Source organism: Yersinia rohdei ATCC 43380 (assembly GCF_000173775.1).
GTDB classification, from domain to species: Bacteria; Pseudomonadota; Gammaproteobacteria; order Enterobacterales; family Enterobacteriaceae; genus Yersinia; species Yersinia rohdei.
Genome location: NZ_ACCD01000032.1, coordinates 21,147 through 43,867, shown reverse-complemented (window position 1 = coordinate 43,867; position 22,721 = coordinate 21,147). Strand labels below are relative to the sequence as shown.

The window sequence follows — 22,721 nt, the reverse complement described above, 5'->3', positions numbered from 1 at the left end:
GGCATCTTGAGCAATAGCTTGCCCCAAAGTCATTGGCGTTACAGATAGGCGGCAAGTAAACAAATCCCGATGAGCGGACCCAAGTCAGTGATTCGGGTGCGTGAACGCAGCCAACAACCCTGCGGCGTTAAGGACGAAGGGGCCACAACCAGGCGGCACCACGAACCCCACTAGAATCCCCATGCAATGCCTTGCGGATTGGCGTTTCACACTCGCCACCGAAAACCCAGGGGCTGATTAATGCCGGTAATGTTTTATAAAGCCGATCGACATTACTCATTCCGCCGCCCAATACCACTACATCTGGATCAAATAGGTTTATGACATTCGCTAAGGACTTAGCCAATCGTTGCTCATAATTGGCCATAGCCTGCTCAGCGATGACATCACCTTGCTCGACCAAGGTCATAATTTCATCACCTTTAAGCGGTTTACCACTCAGCCGGAAGTAATCAGTGGCAAAGCCAGTTCCAGAAACAAAGGTTTCAATACAGCCTTTTTTACCGCAGTAACAAGCAACTTCCTGTTGATATTGCCGCTCTTCATCATTCTGCCACGGCAATGGGTTATGTCCCCACTCACCGGCGATACCATTCCCACCGGCATGAACGCGCCCATCAATAGCAATACCAGATCCACAACCCGTGCCAATAATACCCGCAAATACTAAATGCTTCCCGACACCTGCGCCATCAGTGGCCTCAGACACCGCAAGACAATTGGCATCATTAGCCAAGCGCACCGGGCGGGAAAGTAACCCTGAAAGATCTTTATCTACAGCCTGACCATTGAGCCATACCGAATTGGCATTTTTGACTTTGCCGGTAAAAGGCGAAAGTGTGCCAGGAATACCCACACCAACACTGCCCTGCTCCCCGGTAGCTTGTTCCGCATCTGCGACTAACGCCGCAATTGCCTGCAAGGTTTTTTGATAATCATGGCGCGGAGTATCGACTCTTTTACGAAAAAGTTCCTGTCCATCATTGGCTAAAGCAATAACCTCTATTTTGGTACCACCCAAATCTATACCAATGCGCATAGCGCCTCACCTCATTGACAGGTTCATGATAATAAGAGTTCTCTTCTTTCAGTTTGGACAATAGCTTGCCGTGACACAATCTTTGTCACCTGCAATTTTTCATTATGCGGTGTTTGAGTTCCTTCAGATAACAGAATTGTTTATAGAATTGCAGGCTGGCTCGGTTTTTTTCTTATTCTTTTTACTAGGGACAGGCGCATCAATTCGTTATCATGCCGCCCTGCGTTTGATTAACTCGCGCGCTTTAAGCGCGCCCGAGCCAGGGACAACACTATGCTGTGGTTTAAGAATTTAATGGTTTACCGTTTGAGCCGAGAAGTTTCACTGTCTGCGGATGAAATGGAGAAACAGTTAAGCGCCCTTAGTTTCACACCATGCGGCAGTCAAGATATGACGAAAACCGGTTGGGTCTCACCGATGGGATCACACAGCGATGCATTAACGCATTCGGTTAATGGTCAAATCGTCATTTGTGCCCGTAAAGAAGAGAAAATCTTGCCATCCCCGGTGATTAAGCAAGAATTGCAGGCCAAAATTGAGCGCCTTGAAGGCGAGCAACATCGCAAACTGAAAAAGACTGAGAAAGACTCATTAAAAGATGAAGTTCTGCACAGTTTGTTGCCACGGGCATTCAGTCGATTTAATCAAACCTTCTTGTGGATTGACACTGTCAATGACTTGATTATGGTCGATGCCGCCAGCGCCAAAAGAGCTGAAGATACCTTGGCATTGCTGCGTAAAAGCCTAGGTTCCCTGCCAGTAGTGCCACTAACATTAGAAAATCCTATTGAACTCACCTTAACTGAATGGGTTCGCAGTAAAGAATTACCTGCTGGTTTTGCCTTAATGGATGAAGCTGAATTAAAAGCTATTTTGGAAGAAGGTGGCGTGATCCGCTGTAAGAAGCAGGATTTGTTCAGTGATGAAATCGCGGTGCATATTGAAGCAGGTAAGTTAGTCACTAAGTTAGCGCTGGATTGGCAAGAGCGCGTTCAGTTAGTGCTGTCCGATGATGGTTCGCTAAAACGCCTGAAATTCTCAGACACCTTGCGTGACCAGAATGAAGATATTGATCGGGAAGATTTTGCTCAGCGCTTTGATGCTGATTTTATTCTGATGACCAGTGAATTGGCCGCCCTGATTAAAAATCTGATTGAAGCTTTAGGTGGCGAGGCGCAGCACTAGTAGCGCAGACACTTAAGGAAAGACATCGCCCTCTCTGGCATGGAGAGGGCAAAAATCAAAGAATCTATTAGCTCAAATATTTACACAAATACGAAGATGCTTCAGCAACTTGCAAATTAAACTCACTTTCCCCTGGGATATAGAAAGTCTCACCTGGCTTAAAAACTTCCCAACCTGATGAACCAGGAATAAGTACTTTTAAGCTACCGGTGATAACTGTCATCTCTTCCGCTTTAGCCGTACTAAAGGTGTACTCACCTTTTTCCATCACCCCAACGCTAGCTGGCCCAATGCTGTCACTGTCAAAACCAATTGATTTCACTTTCCCGGTAAAATACTCATTAAATTTCAGCATAGTTTTGCACCCGCGTATTAATCAATATTGAACTTTCATATTAGAGTCTCTGTAAACGCTCTGTCACTGATTATTATAGCGAAATGGGATCATAACCGGATTCACCGGTAAAGTTGCAGTAAAAACATACAATCGTCACCTAAACCCTACACTTTTATCCCCACCGTGAGGCGCTGTCCGAAGAAAATGAGCAATAGCAAACACCTTCACAGCTATGGGTGAAGGTTATTAGTAGAAAAGAAGAGTGATATTACAGGTTACGTAAAATATACAGCGCCAGCGAAGTTTCAAAGACCACTATTAATATTGACCAAAAAGCAGGCATAAAATTAGTGTGTTGGTGGATAAACAGTTTGAAGGTTCTCATCGGCCCGCCTTGATCGGCCTTGCCTTGATTGGCATTAATTGACGCAAATGATTTACGTCATAATTACTATGTAAGTAATAATTATACGCTTCGCGTAATTATCAGGCAATCAGCAGGGAAATATTCACCCTGCTAATAATCATTCCCAACTATTTTACTTTTTCATCAGCCAAAATCTGTAAAATTTGTTCAACAACATCTTCCGGCCGTTGGGTGGCATCCAGCACATGATGAGCAACTTCCTGATATAACGCCTCTCGGCTGGCCAGGACATCCAACATTTCCTCAACAATAGGTTTGCCAGTAAGACTTGGTCGCTGGGCATCCTCAGGATCTTCCGCTAATCGCTCAGCTAATACATTAGCAGAGGCTTGGAGATAAACGACCAGCCCGTGATTGCACATAAATGTCCGATTCTCATGGGACAACACCGCGCCACCACCAGTAGCAACCACAGTTTTAGGAGCGGTTACAGTCTGTAGAGCCATGCTCTCTCGCAAGCGAAAGCCGTCCCACCCTTCACGGGCGACAATATCGGCAACACTTGATTGCAAACTTTGTTGCATAAACAGATCTGTATCAATAAACCGATATCCTAGCGCTTGTGCCAACGCTTTCCCTATTGTTGTCTTACCTGCACCGCGCGCGCCTACCATGAAGATAGTCTGTGTCATTACTTGAAAGTCCTTTAGCATCAACTTCTGAGGATAAATTCTCAGTATTAAAAACCCGTCATCATTATTGGCGGGTTAAACAGGATTAACACTCAGCTCTACGCTGTAGATGCAAATCATACCTATAATTGAGGGTAGTGCAAACTTTACAATTTCGTAAATTTTACGATACAACGTATATAAATAATATTGTACAACAGCTAAGCATGCAGCATTACTTCACAGCTGGCGATGATTACAATTTAGAACTCGGTACTGGCATGCACCACAAGCCACCCACTCTCCGTCCCCTTAAAACCACCATTACCAAAGAGTTTAGGACTAAATAACTCACTATTATTGCCTTAGCAAAGAGCGCCTGACAGCAGTTGATGGGCCATACTGATGGCGTTAATTTACTGTCTGAACTAAGAGTGTTGGTGATAAAAGACCGACCTTTACCCGCAATAACATCAAAATTAACGTAACGAAAACCTGCCAGTAGCAGCGGTTTATGCATCAACTCAATGGCGTCATGCATAAACCAGGCGTAATTTTACATACTCTCATCCCAATGACTGTCTTTCTCACTCGCTGACATTAAAAACCTTATCAACCCTTAGATAAATAAAGATTTTTTAGCGGCTAACGCGGTTGGCAAATGTAAACCAAGGCAGGAGGGAAATTACGTACCACGCGGATTTTTCTCCATGTGAAATAGCGAGATAATAGGTGCTCGGAAAGATGACTATATTGGAATAAGACCAACACCCCTTGGTTTGCACGTAAACGTTGCTGGGACTGTTGTAATATCTTAATACTGATCTTGGTCGGGATAGAGAGTAATGGCAGGCAACAAAACACGACGTCGTAATCTTGGTCCAACTGCTCAGCAGATCGAAAAGCCACCTGCAAACGCGGGTCATTTATCTGATGTAATGCATGCACAAAGTGGGGTTGAATCTCGTATGCCTGTAAGCGGGAGTTTACTGACATATGTGACAGAATACGCTTTGTCAGCACTCCATCAGCAGCCCCTAACTCAGCAATATTACAGTCTTGTTTCCAATCTACCTGATTCAACATCGCCTGACATAGCCAAGGCGAAGACGGTGCCAATGTGCCAACAGTACGCGGCGAGGCAAGAAAGCGCTGCAAATAAGAGAATTGACTTTTAAAATTACGCCGAACAGTGTTTAACATAGCCGCTCCTCAGAAACTCAGATGGACTACAATAACACCTTATATTCCTGAAGTTATCATTAAGATTGCTCTAAAAACCAATTACTTTTAGTAGGTAAAATAGCAAAAAAAAGCCATATAAAGATGGCCAATATTGCAATAATTAGGCGCAATATGATAATGGATTTCTATCATCATATTGCGCTAATAATTAACGATAAATTTCGGCACTGGCACTGTAATTGCTTGAATCCCCTGGGGTACTCATACCAATTATCCGATAATGGCTGGCACCATCAGCACTCGCTTTCGCATTAAGTGCTGATTCTACATCCGTCGGTGAACCACTGACATTGGAAAGAGAAATGACACCCATACTTTGTAACTTAGCGGCTTGCTCCGAGCTGACTTCTTGTGCGGCCTGAGTGGCGAATGAAGCGGTAGCAATAAGTGCAGCAGCAATGACGGGTAATAGTTTCATAATAAACTCCAACTAGCAGATTAGATGTAATGACTTAGTGATACTAATTATGAGCGGAGCAATGCAAGGGGACGTAATGCTATGTAAAGAAACTCAATCATTGTGAGAGGAATAAGGAGGAAGTTAATCAAACCGTGTCAGAGTTAAATAAATGAGGAATAAAAATGCGGACACCGATATTTTATTATCAGCATCCACATTAACAGATGATTAATTACGTTTTGCAACAATCATCATAATATCGCTAGTAAACGAACCTTCATTTTGGATCTCATAATGATTAATCACACTGTCAGAGGCTGATTTTTGCAGTTCACGGATCGCAGTAGCAAAATACTCCGGTGTGCGCATTCTCGCAATCCAACTACTGAACTCTAAATATAATCTATCGGTAGTCACTTCATTAATGACCAATCCCGCCTCAGTAAACAGTGCCAGCCACTCACCAGGGGAATAGTTTCGTACATGGGAGGTATCACGTAAAACTTCCACCGTTTGCAGATAAATATCTAACACTGGCTGACCGGGGGAAACAACATCCATAAAAATAACCTTACCAGAGGGACGTAATACCCGTTTTACCTCACGTAATGCCTGGCCAACATCATGCCAGTGATGAGCTGAATATCGGCTAATAACAATATCGAAACTCTGATCATCAAAGGGCAATGATTCAGCGAGCCCTTGTGTCACTTCGATATTGGGCAATTTTTTATCCAATATTTCCTGACTTACCACTTGCAACATTTGCGCCGAAAGATCATAAGCAACCACCGACTTTACCGCAGCCGCCGCAGTAAAACTCGCATGTCCTGCACCACATCCAAGATCAAGCAGACGGGCATCACCATGAGGTTGCAGTAGTGTCGCCAGGCGCTGTAAATCTTTGCCCTGTGCATGAACCCTACTGGTTAAATAAGCATTGGCTTGATCACCAAATTGCCTTTCAACGGCATCTTTATGGCTATTTTTTATTGTCATTGCATCCCCGCCTGTAGTTAACCTTCTGATTTAGTTTATGTATCTTATTTCCTGTAAAGCGTTAATATATTAATCTCGAACGGCATCCGCCATATAGACCTAACTACCACAATAGCGCGATTTCATTAAGGAAAACATAATGGTAATACTCAGAGCAATGCAGTCTGATGAATTCAATGACTATCGGAAGATCTTTATCACCGAATATATGCAAGATTTATCATCTAACAGTGGTTATAGCCCAGAGCAAGCCCTGGCTCATGCAACACATAGTTTTGATAGCTATCTACCGGCAGGAATTAATAGCCCTAACAACACCTTATATTGCATCGAAAACCAAGATAATCCCCGTCAACTGGTTGGCTATTTATGGTATGGCCTAGGTAAAGATGATAACGCGGCCTTTATCAAAGACTTCTATGTGCTGCCGCAATATCAACGCCAAGGTTATGGTTCGTCGTGTTTACAAGAATTGGAAAGACTCTTAGTTGCTCAGGGGATATTTGAGATAAAACTGCGAGTTGCGGCTGATAATCCGCAAGCAAAAAGATTATATGAGCAAATGGCATTTGTCGTAACAGGCTTTAATATGTCCAAGTCATTGGAAGCGACAAACAGGTAATATTAGGAATAAGGACAATATTTATGAGTCGCTTGCAGGGTTGCAAACGAAAACGATGCAAAGGCTGAAGATCGGACAAACAGCATGTCAGGTGCTTTACCTGCTGTTCCTCTGAGAAATCAGTCAAATGGGACTGGCAACATTGGATTAGATTATTTAATCTCCGCCCATTTTTTGCAGCTGATTTTTATAGGATTTCACTTTCTGGCGTTTCTTCATCCAGATAGAGAATGATACGATAAAAATCCCACCAGCTAAGGTTAACACACCCAATTCATGCTGATAAAACAACATGATAACAAAATAGACAGCAGAAATTATTGCTACCCATTTAGCCGAATGACCAATAGAGCTTTTCTCATCAGTCAAACGGCGAATATTCTCTTCCTCGCTGATTCCCATGCTTATCACTCCTTAGTAACGAGCTTATAATATTGGGTCAATCACATGATAATTCAATATAATTTTTGTATTTTTTTGTTTTGTTGAGAAAGAGTTAACATTCTACTTCAAGCTGGCCCATGACATTTTCTTTGGCATTGCAGCAATAATCACTGTAGCAACGCCAATAATATTTAGTCTGGGTGTATTCAAAGACTAGATGCTGTCTTGAAATTTTCTCGCTTTGGCCATTTGCTGTTTTTCCAGTTCAAAAATAGCGCGTTGTAAGCCCTTTTCCTGTATTGGCGTTAAACAAGGGAATTTAAAACTCAAGCGCTGCACGGTGAGCGTTTCACCTTTGTTATTTACAATTTGTTTATCGATAGCTCGGATAAATTGTAAATCCAACTTAAAAATACCAAAACCACAGAGATCAACGGAGACATCGCGCAAGATGCCGCATCCCTGAATGGGGAACTCACTGCCTTTTACTGCATACAACCCTATTCCACCCAAAGAAACATCTGCCAGGGTATATGAGAACTTACTTCCATCTGCGAATTTTCCTGAACAATAATAAGCAGGCCATTGTGGAATATTTATCCGGAAATACTCTCGTCGTTGAATAAAATAGAGGCTATCTGGAATAGCAGTGCTAAAGGCGGGTAAAGATAAGTATTGTATTTCTTTCAGATGATTGCAGGTGAATTCAATTTTTGCCCCTGTAGGTTCTGCAATTACTGTCAGCTGATTAGCTGCAAGAGCTGAGATGTTTTCATGGGCTACACTACCGAAATCGAAAATAAATTGATTCGTTTCAGGTACCACATCCAGAATACGGCTAATAAATTGCCCACGAGCATGAATCATCATCACTGCAGTATCATTCTTCTTTAAGTCACGAAGAATTGCACAAATCGCTAATTTATTCGTTTTTATAAAATGCTCTTTAGACGCTTCGCTCACCTGCCATTCCCCATCTTTAATTTGTTGCTCTGGCTACCCAGATTATTATTAATATAGTATATAAATATCATAGATTGTTATCGGCAGAGCACTGGAATACTTTAATTATTTTTCTATAAAACATGGAGCTACAACATAGTGTTAGGCCATAATAGCAGTGGATCAATATCAGCACCTCCTCCTCAATAATTTTTACCACTCATCAAGGCCAATTTATCCCCGCCGGTTATCACGTTATTCGCCCTAAACTTCACTTTTACTTGTTCATTTTCCGGCAAGATGATTTTGAACACCTGTTTTCGCAGCTCAAAGCTTCGGGACTCAATTTGAGGCCGAACATGATTCAGACGGGTTATGACGTGGCGACTTAGCGAGGTTAAGATATTCTTGCCGATTATTGCCAACCAAAAGTTAGCGCTACAATTTTATAGCGCCCGCGAGTGTAATTATTGGCAGTCCCCAATAGTGATAATTGTGGATTTTTGGTAGTTAGTTTTAATCCGAGAGATTATAAAACTAATGACTATTGGGTTATCTATCCCATTTGGATGAGTGCATTAATCTTTTTATCGATAGATTAATGCACTAAGAATTATATTAATAACCGCCCGCATACTGACAGATGACGGGGATTAACTGCGGACTAAGTCATCGCCATAACCAATCCACTTATACGTCGTCAAGGCATCCAACCCCATTGGGCCACGCGCATGAAGTTTTTGCGTACTAACAGCGACTTCTGCACCCAAACCAAATTGACCGCCATCAGTGAAACGGGTACTGGCATTGACATAAACCGCTGACGAATCAACCGCGTGAACAAAGTATTCAGCACTGCTAAGAGAGCGAGTCAGAATAGCGTCAGAATGGCTGGTGCCATGTTCACGGATATGGTCAATTGCTGCATCAATATTGGCAACAATATCCACGTTGAGATCCAACGATAACCATTCATCATCGTAATCTGCGGCCTCCACGGCCACGACCTTAGCCTTACCTGGTAGCAGATACGGCATTGCCTGAGGACTTGCGTGCAGTGTAACGGCATGCATTCTGGCGCTCAATACCGGCAGAAAACGCTCGGCGATGTTCTGATGAACCAGCAAGGTTTCCAGTGAGTTACAAGCACTTGGCCGCTGGATTTTAGCATTTTCGATAACCAGCAAAGCTTTCTCAATATCGGCGCTTTCATCAACAAAAGTATGGCAAACACCAATACCGCCGGTAATCACCGGAATGGTCGATTGTTCACGGCACAGTTTGTGCAAACCGGCCCCACCGCGGGGGATAAGCATATCGATATACTGATCCATACGCAGCAATTGATTCACCCATTCGCGATCCGGGCTTTCAATCGCCTGCACCGCCGCCGCCGGTAAGCCGCATTGCTCCAATGCTTGCTGAATAACTTTCACCGTGGCCTGATTGGTATGGTGAGTCTCTTTACCACCCCGCAAAATAACCGCGTTACCGGTCTTTAGACATAAGCTAGCCACATCAATCGTAACATTAGGGCGGGCTTCATAAATGACAGCAATCACCCCCAATGGCACACGGCGACGTTCTAATTTTAGGCCGCTGTCGAGCAAGCTCCCATCAATAATCCGGCCAACAGGGTCATTGAGGCGGCATACCTGGCGCACATCATTAGCAATGGCAGCTAAGCGAGCAGGCGTCAGCAACAACCTGTCCAGCAGTGCTTCGCTCATGCCGCTGTCACTTGCGGCCTGCATATCTTGTTCATTAGCTTGTAAAATTGCCTGACTTTCAGATTCCAGCAAATTAGCTATTACTGCCAGCGCCTGATTTTTCTTTGCCGTGCTTAGCATGGCTAATTGCCAAGAGGCCTGTTTCGCCGCTTTTCCCATCTGTTCCAGCATGTTCATTCTTGCTCCTTAGCTGACAATCATATCGTCACGATGAACAGCCACCGGGCCGTATTCATACCCGAGGATTTCACTGATTTGTTGTGAATGGTGCCCTGCCAATAAGCGCAGCGCATCGCTGTTATAGCGCGACACGCCATGAGCTAAATCGCGCCCACTGAGATTGCGGATACGAATAACTTCACCGCGAGAGAAATTCCCTTTTACACTGCGAATGCCTTTTGGCAGCAATGAACTCCCCCGCTCCAGCATCGCGGCAACAGCACCATCATCAATGGTTATTTCACCCGCCGGTGGTGCGCCAAAAATCCAACGTTTTCGGTTTTCCAGTGGAGTTTCCAGTGCATGGAATCGGGTGCCTACTGGCGTCCCCTCAATCACATCAGCAATGACATTCACTTGACTGCCCGCAGCAATCACGACGTCAATACCGGCACGGCATGCCACATCTGCCGCCTGCAGTTTTGTCGCCATACCGCCAGTCCCAAGCCCTGAGACACTGTCGCCAGCAATCTCACGCAAAGCATCATCAATTCCATGGACTTCACGGATCAGTTCAGCGGCTGGATTATTACGCGGATCAGCTGTGAATAACCCTGACTGGTCAGTCAGTAATAACAGCTTATCAGCACCCGCCAGAATAGCCGCCAGTGCCGAGAGATTATCATTATCACCGACTTTGATTTCAGCGGTGGCAACAGCATCATTCTCATTGATAACAGGAACTATGCGATTATCCAGCAAAGCATTCATGGTATCGCGCGCATTTAAGAAACGTTCACGGTCTTCTAAATCAGCACGGGTCAGTAACATCTGGCCCACATGGATGCCATAGATGGAAAACAGTTGTTCCCAAAGTTGAATAAGCCGGCTTTGCCCCACTGCGGCTAATAATTGTTTTGAGGCAATGGTGGCGGGTAATTCTGGGTAACCCAAGTGTTCACGCCCCGCAGCAATCGCCCCGGAGGTGACAATAACAATACGATGACCTTTTGCGTGTTGCTGGGCGCATTGGCGCACCAGTTCAACAATATGGGCGCGGTTAAGACGACGGGAGCCGCCAGTCAACACACTCGTGCCCAATTTCACAACCAAAGTCTGGCTGCCACTCATAATTTTTCTGCCATTGAAATGAATAAAAGAAATGATTCAGGGATCGTTTTAGCAGGCGCGAGGCATTATGCCAACAGGCATAATGAGAAATTCCCCTTTTTATTGTGCTAAAGAGGAATTTTTCTTCTTAAATTACTGTGCAGGGGTGTTAGCTATTGTTCATACAACCGAATAACTTCCTCATGAAAGCTTATCGAGATGAATGATAACAACTAACAACTCTGCCTATTGAAAGGTGACGAATAGCTGTTTTATGCAGATAACTTAACCGGATGCTCGCTAAAATCCTGTGCTGGCAACAAGTTCATTTCAATCGACGTTAGCATCTCAGCAAGACGTTTGTGGAAACCACGCAAGGTAGTCTCCAATTTCTCTTGCACTTCAGGGTCTTTAATCTTTTCTGCTTTCCAGCTGCCATCTTTATTAAATAAGCCGAACTGGTAAACATAGGCAAAATGGTCAGGTGCCGGTGTCAGCTCTATCCACCATCCCCAAAACTCACGTTTTTCTGGAGCAAGTTTCACATTGACGCACACCGCTAAGCAATCAAAAAAAAACCGGTCGTTCTGGCACTGCCCTTCGCGCAAATATGGCCCTAAAGCTGCGAAACGTTTCATAAGCTTGCTTTTAGGATGAGCACTGGTTGACGTCATTCTTAAATCTCCTTATGTAGACTCACCTTTTTAGCAAATTGTTAAAAATTAGCAACTCATTAACGCATTTTATCTTCTAACCATTGGCTGGTCTGCAATAACGCGCGATGGAAATTGTCATACAATGGGGTTGATGCTATAGGTAATAATTTGCCGTCAGATGAAGAAGAACAGATAAGCTTGGATTCTTCTTTCGGGCTGAAAGGGTCGTTTTCCCAGAAACCTGCCAACATAGGTGTTTGACAGCGCCGCCCAAGCAATCCCTGTGTTTTCAATGAATAGCGGTTCATTTCTGTTTTAAGAATTTCATCTGATGCATCTGCCATACCCAAACGGCTGGCCATCACATCCATATACATATCTGGCACTTTGCGCTGCAAATCACTGTTACACAATAGATGATGAACAATCGGCCCAAGACAGGCCACGGCCCGCACCCGCTGAGGTTCCAAATACCCCAAACGCACCGCCACATTGGCACCAAAACGGAAACCGAAAACACTAACGCGTTGGTGATCAACCCAAGGGATATTCGGCAATGCGTGCAATACCTGTTGGTGTAAGAAGCTGGTGTCCTGAGTGAGTTTCCAACGCGATGACGCCCCAACAGAAGGCATGTCGATGGTCAACATGGCGATGCCTTTTGGCGCAAGATAGTCACGGAACAAGCGGTGATAATCACTTTGCAATGTATCTAATCCGCCACACATCAGCACTGTCGGGAAGGGCGCGCTACCGACGGTCGGCATATGCAAGAACCCGGTCAGGGTGCCGCCATCAGAAATCGCAAAACTAAGTTCTTTTAAGGTGTAAGGCAAATGCTCAGCGGCAGATTCATAAGCTCGGTTAGATAACACCTCGATTTGCTCGGCCAACTCATCGCCTTTTAGATGCGGATAACTGGCAATGCTGTATAAGTTCGCCGCATTTAGCCAATATTGGCCCGCTTTCATCGAGTCTGTTGTTTCCATGGCTTTTTGCTGCCAAAGCATCCCTTGATGGGCCCACTCATAAATCCAGTTACCATTGCGGTAACCCACCACGGTATCCAGTAATTCGTTATCGCTGTGCTCCGCCTTGGAGCAGGCAATGCGGGATAATACCTCTTCGATTTCCAGTGGATCAACCCCACGCCAAGTCCAGATAAGGCGGTTTATCATACGATACCAATGGCTGGCTGTATCTCCATCCAATGCTGAGTGAACACTCATAGGATGGTTACAATGGGCATGCCGCACCAGAGTCGAGGTTTCAGGATGCTTGAATTTGGGTTTGAACAGAATTTCAGAAAGGTTGGCTTGTGCCATGATAACAATAGCCTCCATAAGCCGTGATTCAGGCCCGATAAGGGCTGGTCAGATGGGGATAAGTGTACTCATACTGCGGGGAAAATGAAACGCCCGGTAAAGAGGTACCAGGCGTTTAAAATCGATTAAATTACTTACCGCTCAGAGGTGGGACGAAAGTTACCGCCATATCCCACGGCTGTTCAATCCATGTATCCTGAGGGATATCAACAACATAACTATCAACCAATGGACGACCAGCAGGTTTGGCAAACACAGTGACAAAATGTGCTTTCGGATACATGGCGCGAATGGCGACCGCAGTGCTACCGGTATCAACCAAGTCATCAATCACGACGAAGCCTTCACCGTCGCCTTCAGCGCGCTTTAAGACCTTTAAATCGCCTTGGTTATCATGATCATAGCTAGCGATACAGACAGTGTCTACATAACGAATACCCAGCTCACGCGCCAGAATACCAGCCGGTACTAACCCACCACGGCTAACCGCGATGATACCTTTCCATTGCTCGGCTGGCAGTAAACGCTGTGCCAGTTTGCGGACGTGAATTTGCAACATATCCCAGGTAACGACGTATTTTTCGCTCATAAAGTGTAATCCCAGCCAGTATAGGAGTGGCTTGCTATGTATCAGAAGGGGAAAAAAGGTTGCGCGAGATTATAGAGAGCCAGCCGAATAAAAACCAGCAATTATCCTGCTAATTAATCAGTTTTGGCGGAGGAATTGTGCTGTGATGCGCGCGCGAAGCCAATGAAAGTGATATTCTCAAACTATCTCGCCATCTTAATGGCGGTTTGTTGCAACCCCTAAAATCTTTAGTCATCAACCCAATAGCATCCTCCATTGTAAAGGAAATGCTATTACAGGAGACTTACAGTGTCTGAACTGTCTCAACTTTCGCCTCAGCCGTTGTGGGATATTTTCGCAAAAATCTGCTCTATCCCGCATCCGTCTTATCATGAAGAAGCGCTGGCACAGCATATTATGACGTGGGCCAAGGAAAAAGGCCTGCACGCCGAACGTGACCAGGTTGGTAATATCCTGCTGCGTAAGCCTGCGACCCAAGGGATGGAAAACCGTAAGCCCGTGGCACTGCAAGCCCATCTGGATATGGTTCCGCAGAAGAATAATGATACGGTGCATGACTTTACCAAAGATCCCATTCAACCTTATATCGACGGTGAATGGGTTAAAGCCCGTGGCACAACATTAGGTGCGGATAATGGCATTGGTATGGCCTCTGCGTTGGCCGTCCTGTCCGACGACAGTGTCGAGCACGGCCCACTGGAAGTGCTGCTGACCATGACTGAAGAAGCCGGTATGGACGGCGCATTCGGCCTGCAACCTAACTGGTTAAAAGCGGATATCCTGATCAACACCGACTCCGAGCAGGAAGGTGAAATCTATATGGGTTGTGCCGGTGGTATTGATTTTATCACTAGTATGGCGCTGAAACGGGAAGCTATCCCTGCCGGTTACCAGACACTAAAACTGACCCTTAAAGGCTTGAAAGGCGGTCACTCAGGTGCTGATATTCATCTGGGATTGGGCAATGCCAATAAACTGCTGGCCCGTTTCTTGTTCGAACAGGCAAAAGATTTAGACCTGCGGGTTATCGACTTGCATGGCGGTACGCTGCGTAATGCAATCCCACGCGAAGGTTCGGTAACCCTGGCCATTGCCGCAGATAAAGTCGAGCAGCTGAAAAAATTGAGTCAGGACTATCTGGCAATATTGAAAAACGAGCTTGCCGCAGTCGAAAAAAATCTGACTGTCTTGCTGGAGCCGGTTTCCACTGATGCAAAAGCGCTGACAAAAGAGACTCAGCAGCGCTTGGTTGCACTATTAAATGCCACACCAAACGGTGTTATCCGCATGAGTGACGCAGTGAAAGGCGTGGTTGAAACCTCACTGAATGTGGGTGTGGTTACCATGAATGAAAACGAAGTAGAAATCATTTGCCTGATTCGTTCTCTGATTGATAGCGGTAAAGATTACGTGGTGAGCATGCTGACAGCCGTGGGCCAGTTGGCTGGCGCAGAAACCTCACCCAAAGGCGGTTACCCTGGCTGGCAGCCTGATCCTAGCTCACCAGTCATGGCGTTAGTGCGGGAAACCTACCAGAAGCTATTTAACAAAACGCCAAATATCATGGTTATCCATGCGGGTCTGGAATGTGGTTTATTCAAAAAACCTTACCCAGAGATGGATATGGTCTCTATTGGGCCAACCATGACTGGGCCACATTCACCGGATGAACAAGTTCATATCGAGAGTGTGGGCCAATATTGGCAATTGCTGACAGCGCTGCTAAAAGCCATTCCTGAGCGCGCATAATATTCGGCATGCTACAAATTGCGGGATGTTGGTTTCATTCCCGCACCCCGGCCACTTACTCAAGTAAGTGACTGGGGATTTGCCCCCTTGCCATCCACCTGCAATTCGAATTATCTAGCGCTTATTAATATCAACCATGAGGGCCATACTGGCTCGCCCTTCTAGGGTTATTCCAAGCTCAACAGTAATTGCCGCTCAAGTTGTGGGTCGAGCAACGTCACATGTAACCCCACCAGTCGGACACCTCTACCGGCGCGCCGCTCATTCCATGCGGCTCGCGCGACGTGCAATAAATCAGCTTTATTCAGCTCCGGCCAAGCATGTTCTTGAGTCGTTTGCTGAAAATCATGAAATTTTAACTTAACGCCCTGCCGGGCAATATGCAGATCTGGCCTGACCTTACGCAAACGGGTTTCCAGTTCACTGTAGAGCTGCTCAATTAATGACTCACAGCTTTGCCAATCATGAATATCCTCCGCCAGGGTTCTCTCCACCCCGACGGATTTACGCAAGCGGTCGGGGGAAACTTCGCGCTCATCAATCCCGTGGCTCCGCTCCCACAGCACATGACCGAATTTTCCAAAGCGCTTTAATAATTCAGCCTGCGAAAAATTTTGTACATCACTACAGGTTATCAAACCCAACTCTTGTAATCGTTTGGCGGTTACTTTCCCCACCCCCGGAATTTTACTCAACGGCAAATCATGCAGAAAAGACAAAACCTTATCCGGCGTGATTACATACTGACCATTAGGTTTATTTAAATCAGAGGCTATCTTGGCCAAAAACTTAATCGGGGCAATCCCCGCGGAAGCCGTCAGATTCAGCTCCATCGCAATAGATTGGCGGATTTCCTGGGCAATTAATGTCGCAGAGCCGCTGCAAACCTGGCAATCGGACACATCCAGATAGGCTTCATCCAACGACAGCGGCTCAATTAATGGGGTATAGCGCGCAAAAATTTCACGGATATGCAGCGAGGCCTCTTTATAGGCCGCCATTCTTCCGGGGATAACTTTCAGTTGGGGGCAAAGTTTAAGCGCCATTGCGGTGGGCATAGCACTGCGCACACCATAACGCCGTGCCGGATAATTGGCGGTGCTTATCACACCACGTCGATCCCGGCTCCCGCCAATAGCAATGGGAATATCACGCAAGCTGGGATCGTCACGCATTTCAACTGCCGCGAAGAAGCAATCCATATCGACATGAATAATTTTTCGCATATTTATCCCCCCAACCAAACCACTGTATAAGAATACAGTTAAATGAGGATAATTCAAGATTATCCTCATTGCTGTCCGGCCACATTCTATTATGCCGAGAACGTGTTATGCACAATATACCCGGTTGGGAGACCTGCATGGGCGGAGCTCGCCGCCGAGCAGCTTATTGAAAAATAGAACTTTTCAGCGATTTATCTTGCTGGTGGCGATCTACAGCTAACTCAATAAGTGTGGTGATTAATTCCGTCGAGCCAATCCCCGTGGCGCGCCATAATTTGGGATACATGCTGATATTGGTAAATCCTGGCAAGGTATTTATTTCATTGATAATTACAGTATTGTCGGGCGTCAGAAAAACATCAACGCGCGCCATTCCCCTGCACTCAAGAGCACTAAAAGCCGCCAATGCCACGGCGCGGATGCGGTCGCTAGCATCAGTGTCTATTGCTGCCGGGATGATAACCTGTGCGCCACTTTCATTAATATATTTTGTGTCATAGGAATAAAACTCATCACTTATCACCACCTCGCCACACACACTGGCTTGTGGGGAGTCATTCCCCATCACGGCGCATTCTATTTCGCGGCCAACAATGGCGGATTCGACCAAAACTTTATGGTCAAAATCAAAAGCTAACGCTACAGCCTGTTGATACTCGGCGGCATTACGCACCTTACTGACCCCCACGGACGAACCTTGATTTGCTGGTTTAATAAATAAGGGTAAGCCGAGTTTTTCCGTGACCTGCTCAAAGCTATAGTTATCTTTGTTAGACCGCGTCAGAGTGATAAAAGGAGCAATATTCAGCCCAGCATCCCGCAGCAAGCGCTTGGTGATATCTTTATCCATACTGACCGCTGAACCTAAAACACCCGAGCCGACAAAAGGAATATTCGCCATTCGCAGCAGCCCTTGCAGGGAGCCATCCTCCCCTAATGTACCGTGTACAATCGGAAAAATGACATCCAACTGGGCCAACACAGCAGCATTGTCTGCCGCAATAAGTTGTTGATTTTCTTGCCCCGGAATTAATGCGACATTGCGGTTTGAATGGTTCAGAGAGATAAGTGCAGGATTTTCTGCATTTAACAAGTAACTGGATGCATCGTTAACATGCCATTTCCCTTGTTTATCAATGCCTAGCAGCATCACATCAAATTTATCGGTATCAATCGCCTCTACGATGTTTTTTGCCGACTGTAATGACACTTCATGTTCGGCTGATTTACCGCCAAAAATCACACCAACCCGCAATTTCGACACACTGCATTCCTTCTTAAGACCTGAGACTTAGGGCATAAACACCCAATGAAATTGCACATAACACTAATACAACCTTTGTATGCTTCACCAATCTTTTTTAAGATTACTTGGGAATTTTCTTGCCACACAGATTGATGAACACATTGCGTGTCAGGGGATGCTGTCAAGAAGGCGCTATCTCTTCAAAGAACAATGTGCCAAATGGCTAAAAGTCATAATCATCCTAATCAAAATGCCATTTAATTCAAAAAATAACAGAATTGAATTCTGTTATTGCCATATTTAGCCTTTCTGTCATTTATTTTTAATAAAAAATCATTAAATTTGACAAAGCAAAATAATATTATCTATATGATTAACATCCCTATAAAAATTCATTTAACAACAATGAATGGAAACTAAATATTATGCGAAATTATATAATGGCTACCTTATTACTCTCTACTGCTTTTGTAACACAGGCTAATTCAGTGACATCCACTGCTGTTATGCAGCCGCCCCAAATTATTGCTCACCGAGGTGGCACTGCCGATGCACCTGAAAACACCTTACCCGCCATCGAGAAAGCATTGGCAAATGGTGCCAATGCTGTCTGGATAACACTACAGCTGTCAAAGGATAATGTTCTCGTCTTGTATCGCCCTTCTGATCTTAAGGAATTGACCAATAAGTCTGGTAAGGTTTCTGACTATACAGCCGCACAACTCGCCCAGGTTGATGCGACTGTCGGCTACAATAAAAAGCATAATATTGTCACTAAGTCCGCTTCAAACGTGGGTATTCCTACTCTTGATGAAGTATTGAAAAAATTCCCAACCACGATATTTTATCTCGACATTAAATCCCCGGATGCAGACCCTGCCACCTTTGCCAAAGCCCTGCAAAATACCTTAACTGAGGCATCCAAAGGTGAAGACAGTCGCCTGGCCAGAACCCGCGTCTATTCAACTAATGATAACTATTTAAATGCCTTAGATGCGGTAAATCAGCACAGTGATAACGCACATAAAATTCAACGTTTTGAAAGCCGTGATTTTACTCGAACGCAATTAGCCAACATTACCATGGATCATAAATGCGAATTACCGACAGATAATAAAGAGCGTTGGTATGGTTTGGAATTGCACCGTAACGTCGAGGTCGTAGAGAAATATACCTTGGGTGAAGGGCGCTCAAATGCCATATTAAGTTGGGATAAGGAAGCGGTTGATTGCTTCCGTAAAAATAGAAATGCGCATATTATTTTCTTCGGCATTAACACGCCTGAAGATTATAACAAAGCGAAAGAATTAGGTGCTAATGGTGTTATGGTTGACTCGCCAGAATTGTTTAAAAAAATAACCAATGAAAATCAGCCTAAATAAGAAAGTCATTAATTTTCAATAGAGACCAACTGCCATAATGTAACAACCCCCAGTCAATATATTATTAACTGGGGGTTAGTTACCAGATTACCTGCTGCATCCCGGTTATTCATTGCCAGTTCTATGCAACAACTTGAATTCTGACTATAAAATACGATACTGCTCCAGCGCTTTCTTACGTGCCGCTTCTTTAGCCAAGCGTTTCTTACGCGAATCACAAGGCTCTGGGCAATCACAAACTTTCTCCATCCCCAAAGCCCCAATGCCACCGCAACTGCCCTGCAAGGTTTTACGTTTTATAATATAACCCAGCGACATCCCAGCGATGACCAAGAGAAAAAAGACAAAGGACGCGATAAAAACTGTCAACATATCCCTCTCCTATTAAGGCCGACCTTGCAGATAAGGTTTGAACGACTCAGAATAGCGCTCTTCAAAACCCTCATCTGTTTTGACTATCATAAATACAGGAATATCCAGTAAATTAGCTAATGCCATTCCCCGCTCAGGCCCAAGAACACCTAAGCCAGTAGATAAACCATCTGCCGTCATGCAGCTTGGATCTAAAACAGTAATTGAGACCAGGCGATGGTTAATTGGCCGACCAGTAGCAGGGTCAATGGTATGAGAATACCGCACCCCATCCTGCTCAAAATAGTTACGATAATCCCCTGAGGTCGCAATTGCCATACGTCCGGGTTCAATAATCTCTTGCGCACTTTGTTCAGCACCCGCTACCGGTTTTTCTATCGCAATACGCCAGGGTTTATTCTCACCATTATTTCCACGGGTACGGACTTCACCACCAATATCGACCATATAATTATCAATATGTTGAGATTCTAAATACTCAGCAATGACATCAACCCCAAAACCCTTAGCAATAGAAGAAAGGTCAACATACAGCTCTGGAATACGTTTAATCAACGAGCCTTTTTCTACTGCTAGTTTATCAATACCAACCCATTGCTGTCGTTTAGCAATATCTGCATCTGTTGGAACCGATGTTGGCCGCCCTTCTGGGCCAAAACCCCATAAGTTAACCAAAGGCCCGACGGTCACATCCAGCGCCCCATCAGTTAGACGATTAAGGCGGATAGCCTCTCGTACCACTTTTGCTGTAGCCGCAGAGACAGGAAACGGAGTATTCACAACCCGGCTTTGGTTAAAACGGCTTAATTCAGAATTTGGCCGGTAAGTCGACATTTGGTCATTGACCAGTTCCAGCTCACGGTCTATTTCCTGCTGCAATTTTTCCGAATCAGGCGCTGATGAGTTACTCACATATTTAATTGAATATGAGGTACCCATCGTCTTACCTTCGAGATTAATTTGCTCGGGGCCACATCCTGTAAGCAGCAAAATACCCACCGCAGCCATTAGCCAATGCATTATATGTCTCTGCACGATATCCTCAATTTTAAGTCTTTATGGTATCTGGCGTTACAGCAGATTAGCTGCAACGCCAGACTCTTTGGGGATACTTCCACTTACTGTGAAAACCCGAGTAATAATTAATCAACCACCGAAATCATCAAGCATAATGTTGTCGTCTTCTACACCAAGATCTTTCAGCATTTTGATAACTGCCGCATTCATCATCGGCGGGCCACACATATAGAATTCACAATCTTCAGGCGCTGGATGATTTTTAAGGTAATTCTCTAATAATACGTTATGAATGAAGCCAGTATAGCCAGTCCAATTATCCTCTGGCTGTGGATCTGACAAGGCGACATGCCAACGGAAGTTCTCATTTTCAGCCTGTAACTGGTCAAAATCTTCTTCATAAAACATTTCACGCCGTGAACGCGCACCATACCAGAAGCTAATTTTTCGCTTCGAATGCAGTCGTTTGAGCTGGTCAAAAATGTGCGAACGCATGGGAGCCATACCGGCACCACCGCCAATAAAGACCATTTCGGCATCAGTATCTTTAGCAAAGAACTCACCAAACGGCCCAGAAATAACCACTTTATCACCCGGTTTCAGCGACCAGATATAAGAAGACATTATTCCCGGAGGTGCATCAGGTACTGAAGGTGGCGGTGTGGCAATACGGACGTTCAGCATGATAATGCCGCGTTCTTCCGGGTAGTTTGCCATAGAATAAGCACGCACCGTCGGTTCGGTGACCACTGATTCAAACCGGAACAGATTGAATTTATCCCAATCGCCGCGATATTCCTCTGGTACATCAAAATCAGCGTATTTGACAGTATGAGGTTCAGCTTCAATTTGAATAAAGCCACCAGCACGGAATGGCACTACATCACCATCAGGGATTTTCAGTTTCAACTCTTTGATAAACGTCGCTTTATTATCATTAGAGATAACTTCACATTCCCACTTTTTCACCCCAAAGATTTCTTCCGGCAGCTCAATTTTCAGATTTTGCTTCACATTAACCTGACAAGCCAACCGGCATCCTTCTTTGGCTTCGCGCTTTGAAATATGAGAAAGCTCGGTAGGAAGAATATCGCCGCCACCTTCTTTAATGGTCACACGGCACTGCCCACAAGAGCCGCCGCCGCCGCAAGCTGAAGAAACAAAAATACCGTGGCTGGAAAGCATGTTAAGCAGCTTATCCCCAGCCGGAGCGGTGAAGCTTTTGTCCACATCATCATTTATATCAATTGTGATATCACCCGTATTCACCAGCTTTGATTTGGCAAATAAAATCATTACCGTCAATGCCAGCACGATCAGGGTGAACATCACTACGCCCAGAATTATTTCCATCAATTATTCCTGCCTTTATAAGTTCACACCGGAAAAAGACATAAACCCTAATGCCATTAATCCGGTGGTGATAAAGGTGATCCCTAACCCCTGTAAACCCGCAGGCACATTGGCATATTTCATTTTCTCGCGAATCCCCGCCAGCGCGACAATCGCCAGCATCCAACCGATACCGGAACCAAAACCATAAACTATAGATTCCGGGAAGTTGTAATCACGTTGCGCCATAAATGACACACCACCAAAGATGGCGCAGTTAACCGTGATAAGTGGCAGGAAAATGCCCAGCGCGTTGTACAGCGCCGGGAAGTAGCGATCAAGAATCATCTCCAGCACTTGTACAATGGCGGCGATAACCCCAATAAAGGTAATAAAGTTCAGAAAACTGAGGTCAACACCTTCAACTAAAGCGCCGTCTCGCAGAACTAAATTATAAACCAGATTATTCGCAGGCACGGAGATGCCTAATACCACTGTTACCGCAATGCCGAGGCCGAAAGCTGTCGAGACTTTCTTAGAGACTGCCAGGAAAGTACACATCCCCAGAAAGAAGGCTAATGCCATATTCTCGACAAAGACTGCGCGGACAAACAGACTGATGTAATGTTCCATCGTC

23 protein-coding genes are annotated in these 22,721 nt (G+C 45.0%); 4 read left to right on the top strand and 19 right to left on the bottom strand.

The features are described from left to right. Positions 1 to 127 precede the first annotated feature (127 nt). Positions 128 to 1,039, bottom strand: a complete 912-nt coding sequence (gene mak, locus YROHD0001_RS02580) for a fructokinase (protein ID WP_004716286.1) — start codon at positions 1,037 to 1,039, stop codon at positions 128 to 130. A 273-nt stretch (positions 1,040 to 1,312) separates the two neighbouring features. Between mak and rdgC the strand changes: the two genes are divergently transcribed. Then, positions 1,313 to 2,224 (top strand): recombination-associated protein RdgC, encoded by a 912-nt coding sequence (rdgC, locus tag YROHD0001_RS02585; protein ID WP_004716285.1) that lies wholly within the window; start codon positions 1,313 to 1,315, stop codon positions 2,222 to 2,224. A gap of 67 nt (positions 2,225 to 2,291) precedes the next feature. Here rdgC and ppnP read toward each other — a convergent pair whose 3' ends face one another. The 5 genes from ppnP to YROHD0001_RS02610 all read right to left on the bottom strand — a co-directional run bounded on the left by ppnP (position 2,292) and on the right by YROHD0001_RS02610 (position 6,243). After that, positions 2,292 to 2,579, bottom strand: coding sequence for a pyrimidine/purine nucleoside phosphorylase (gene ppnP, locus YROHD0001_RS02590; RefSeq protein WP_004716284.1), 288 nt, complete (start codon positions 2,577 to 2,579; stop codon positions 2,292 to 2,294). 516 nt (positions 2,580 to 3,095) lie between these two features. Continuing rightward, positions 3,096 to 3,620, bottom strand: a complete 525-nt coding sequence (gene aroL, locus YROHD0001_RS02595; RefSeq protein ID WP_032817986.1) for a shikimate kinase AroL — start codon at positions 3,618 to 3,620, stop codon at positions 3,096 to 3,098. Positions 3,621 to 4,244: 624 nt separating this feature from the next. Beyond that, positions 4,245 to 4,802, bottom strand: a complete 558-nt coding sequence (locus YROHD0001_RS02600; RefSeq protein WP_004716281.1) for a class I SAM-dependent methyltransferase — start codon at positions 4,800 to 4,802, stop codon at positions 4,245 to 4,247. 190 nt (positions 4,803 to 4,992) lie between these two features. Further along, positions 4,993 to 5,262, bottom strand: a complete 270-nt coding sequence (locus YROHD0001_RS02605; protein WP_004716280.1) for a YdgH/BhsA/McbA family protein — start codon at positions 5,260 to 5,262, stop codon at positions 4,993 to 4,995. A gap of 210 nt (positions 5,263 to 5,472) precedes the next feature. Continuing rightward, positions 5,473 to 6,243: a class I SAM-dependent methyltransferase gene (locus tag YROHD0001_RS02610; protein ID WP_004716279.1), complete on the bottom strand. Its 771-nt coding sequence runs from the start codon at positions 6,241 to 6,243 to the stop codon at positions 5,473 to 5,475. A 139-nt stretch (positions 6,244 to 6,382) separates the two neighbouring features. Here YROHD0001_RS02610 and YROHD0001_RS02615 point away from each other — a divergent pair, with 139 nt between their 5' ends. Beyond that, the gene (locus tag YROHD0001_RS02615; protein WP_032817984.1) at positions 6,383 to 6,865 is read left to right on the top strand and encodes a GNAT family N-acetyltransferase; all 483 of its coding nucleotides are present in this window, start codon (positions 6,383 to 6,385) and stop codon (positions 6,863 to 6,865) included. 156 nt (positions 6,866 to 7,021) lie between these two features. On the opposite strand, the gene YROHD0001_RS02620 is transcribed toward YROHD0001_RS02615, so the two are convergent. The 7 genes from YROHD0001_RS02620 to gpt form a co-directional block, all read right to left on the bottom strand. Further along, positions 7,022 to 7,267: a hypothetical protein gene (locus YROHD0001_RS02620; protein WP_004716277.1), complete on the bottom strand. Its 246-nt coding sequence runs from the start codon at positions 7,265 to 7,267 to the stop codon at positions 7,022 to 7,024. A gap of 195 nt (positions 7,268 to 7,462) precedes the next feature. Beyond that, on the bottom strand, positions 7,463 to 8,212 hold the full coding sequence (locus YROHD0001_RS02625; protein ID WP_004716276.1) for a flagellar brake protein: 750 nt from the start codon (positions 8,210 to 8,212) through the stop codon (positions 7,463 to 7,465). A 632-nt stretch (positions 8,213 to 8,844) separates the two neighbouring features. Next, positions 8,845 to 10,092, bottom strand: coding sequence for a glutamate-5-semialdehyde dehydrogenase (gene proA / locus YROHD0001_RS02630; protein WP_032817993.1), 1,248 nt, complete (start codon positions 10,090 to 10,092; stop codon positions 8,845 to 8,847). A gap of 15 nt (positions 10,093 to 10,107) precedes the next feature. Further along, entirely contained in the window at positions 10,108 to 11,211 is a 1,104-nt protein-coding gene (gene proB / locus YROHD0001_RS02635; RefSeq protein WP_004716273.1) for a glutamate 5-kinase, read from the bottom strand. Positions 11,212 to 11,462: 251 nt separating this feature from the next. Further along, positions 11,463 to 11,864 carry a sigma factor-binding protein Crl gene (crl, locus tag YROHD0001_RS0118600; protein ID WP_032817980.1) on the bottom strand — a complete coding sequence of 134 codons (402 nt, stop codon included), beginning with the start codon at positions 11,862 to 11,864 and terminating at the stop codon, positions 11,463 to 11,465. Between the two features lie 59 nt (positions 11,865 to 11,923). Then, positions 11,924 to 13,171 (bottom strand): esterase FrsA, encoded by a 1,248-nt coding sequence (gene frsA, locus YROHD0001_RS02640; protein WP_032817977.1) that lies wholly within the window; start codon positions 13,169 to 13,171, stop codon positions 11,924 to 11,926. 130 nt (positions 13,172 to 13,301) lie between these two features. After that, entirely contained in the window at positions 13,302 to 13,760 is a 459-nt protein-coding gene (gpt, locus tag YROHD0001_RS02645) for a xanthine phosphoribosyltransferase (RefSeq protein WP_004716270.1), read from the bottom strand. 288 nt (positions 13,761 to 14,048) lie between these two features. Here gpt and pepD point away from each other — a divergent pair, with 288 nt between their 5' ends. Further along, positions 14,049 to 15,509 (top strand): beta-Ala-His dipeptidase, encoded by a 1,461-nt coding sequence (gene pepD, locus YROHD0001_RS02650; protein WP_004716268.1) that lies wholly within the window; start codon positions 14,049 to 14,051, stop codon positions 15,507 to 15,509. Positions 15,510 to 15,676: 167 nt separating this feature from the next. Here pepD and dinB read toward each other — a convergent pair whose 3' ends face one another. Both dinB and ddlA read right to left on the bottom strand, forming a co-directional pair. After that, positions 15,677 to 16,735: a DNA polymerase IV gene (gene dinB / locus YROHD0001_RS02655; protein ID WP_032817975.1), complete on the bottom strand. Its 1,059-nt coding sequence runs from the start codon at positions 16,733 to 16,735 to the stop codon at positions 15,677 to 15,679. Positions 16,736 to 16,898: 163 nt separating this feature from the next. Next, positions 16,899 to 17,999: a D-alanine--D-alanine ligase gene (gene ddlA / locus YROHD0001_RS02660; protein WP_004716266.1), complete on the bottom strand. Its 1,101-nt coding sequence runs from the start codon at positions 17,997 to 17,999 to the stop codon at positions 16,899 to 16,901. A 407-nt stretch (positions 18,000 to 18,406) separates the two neighbouring features. Between ddlA and YROHD0001_RS02665 the strand changes: the two genes are divergently transcribed. Next, positions 18,407 to 19,363, top strand: coding sequence for a glycerophosphodiester phosphodiesterase family protein (locus YROHD0001_RS02665; protein ID WP_032817973.1), 957 nt, complete (start codon positions 18,407 to 18,409; stop codon positions 19,361 to 19,363). Positions 19,364 to 19,507: 144 nt separating this feature from the next. Here the strand turns inward: YROHD0001_RS02665 and nqrM are convergent, their stop codons facing one another. From nqrM to nqrE, 4 genes are all read right to left on the bottom strand, one after another. Continuing rightward, positions 19,508 to 19,735 (bottom strand): (Na+)-NQR maturation NqrM, encoded by a 228-nt coding sequence (gene nqrM / locus YROHD0001_RS0118595; RefSeq protein WP_032817970.1) that lies wholly within the window; start codon positions 19,733 to 19,735, stop codon positions 19,508 to 19,510. A gap of 12 nt (positions 19,736 to 19,747) precedes the next feature. Beyond that, on the bottom strand, positions 19,748 to 20,755 hold the full coding sequence (locus tag YROHD0001_RS02670; protein WP_004716263.1) for an FAD:protein FMN transferase: 1,008 nt from the start codon (positions 20,753 to 20,755) through the stop codon (positions 19,748 to 19,750). 126 nt (positions 20,756 to 20,881) lie between these two features. After that, positions 20,882 to 22,105: an NADH:ubiquinone reductase (Na(+)-transporting) subunit F gene (nqrF, locus tag YROHD0001_RS02675; protein ID WP_004716262.1), complete on the bottom strand. Its 1,224-nt coding sequence runs from the start codon at positions 22,103 to 22,105 to the stop codon at positions 20,882 to 20,884. 15 nt (positions 22,106 to 22,120) lie between these two features. Then, complete coding sequence (nqrE, locus tag YROHD0001_RS02680; protein WP_004392325.1) at positions 22,121 to 22,717, bottom strand: NADH:ubiquinone reductase (Na(+)-transporting) subunit E; 597 nt, start codon at positions 22,715 to 22,717, stop codon at positions 22,121 to 22,123. Positions 22,718 to 22,721 lie beyond the last annotated feature (4 nt).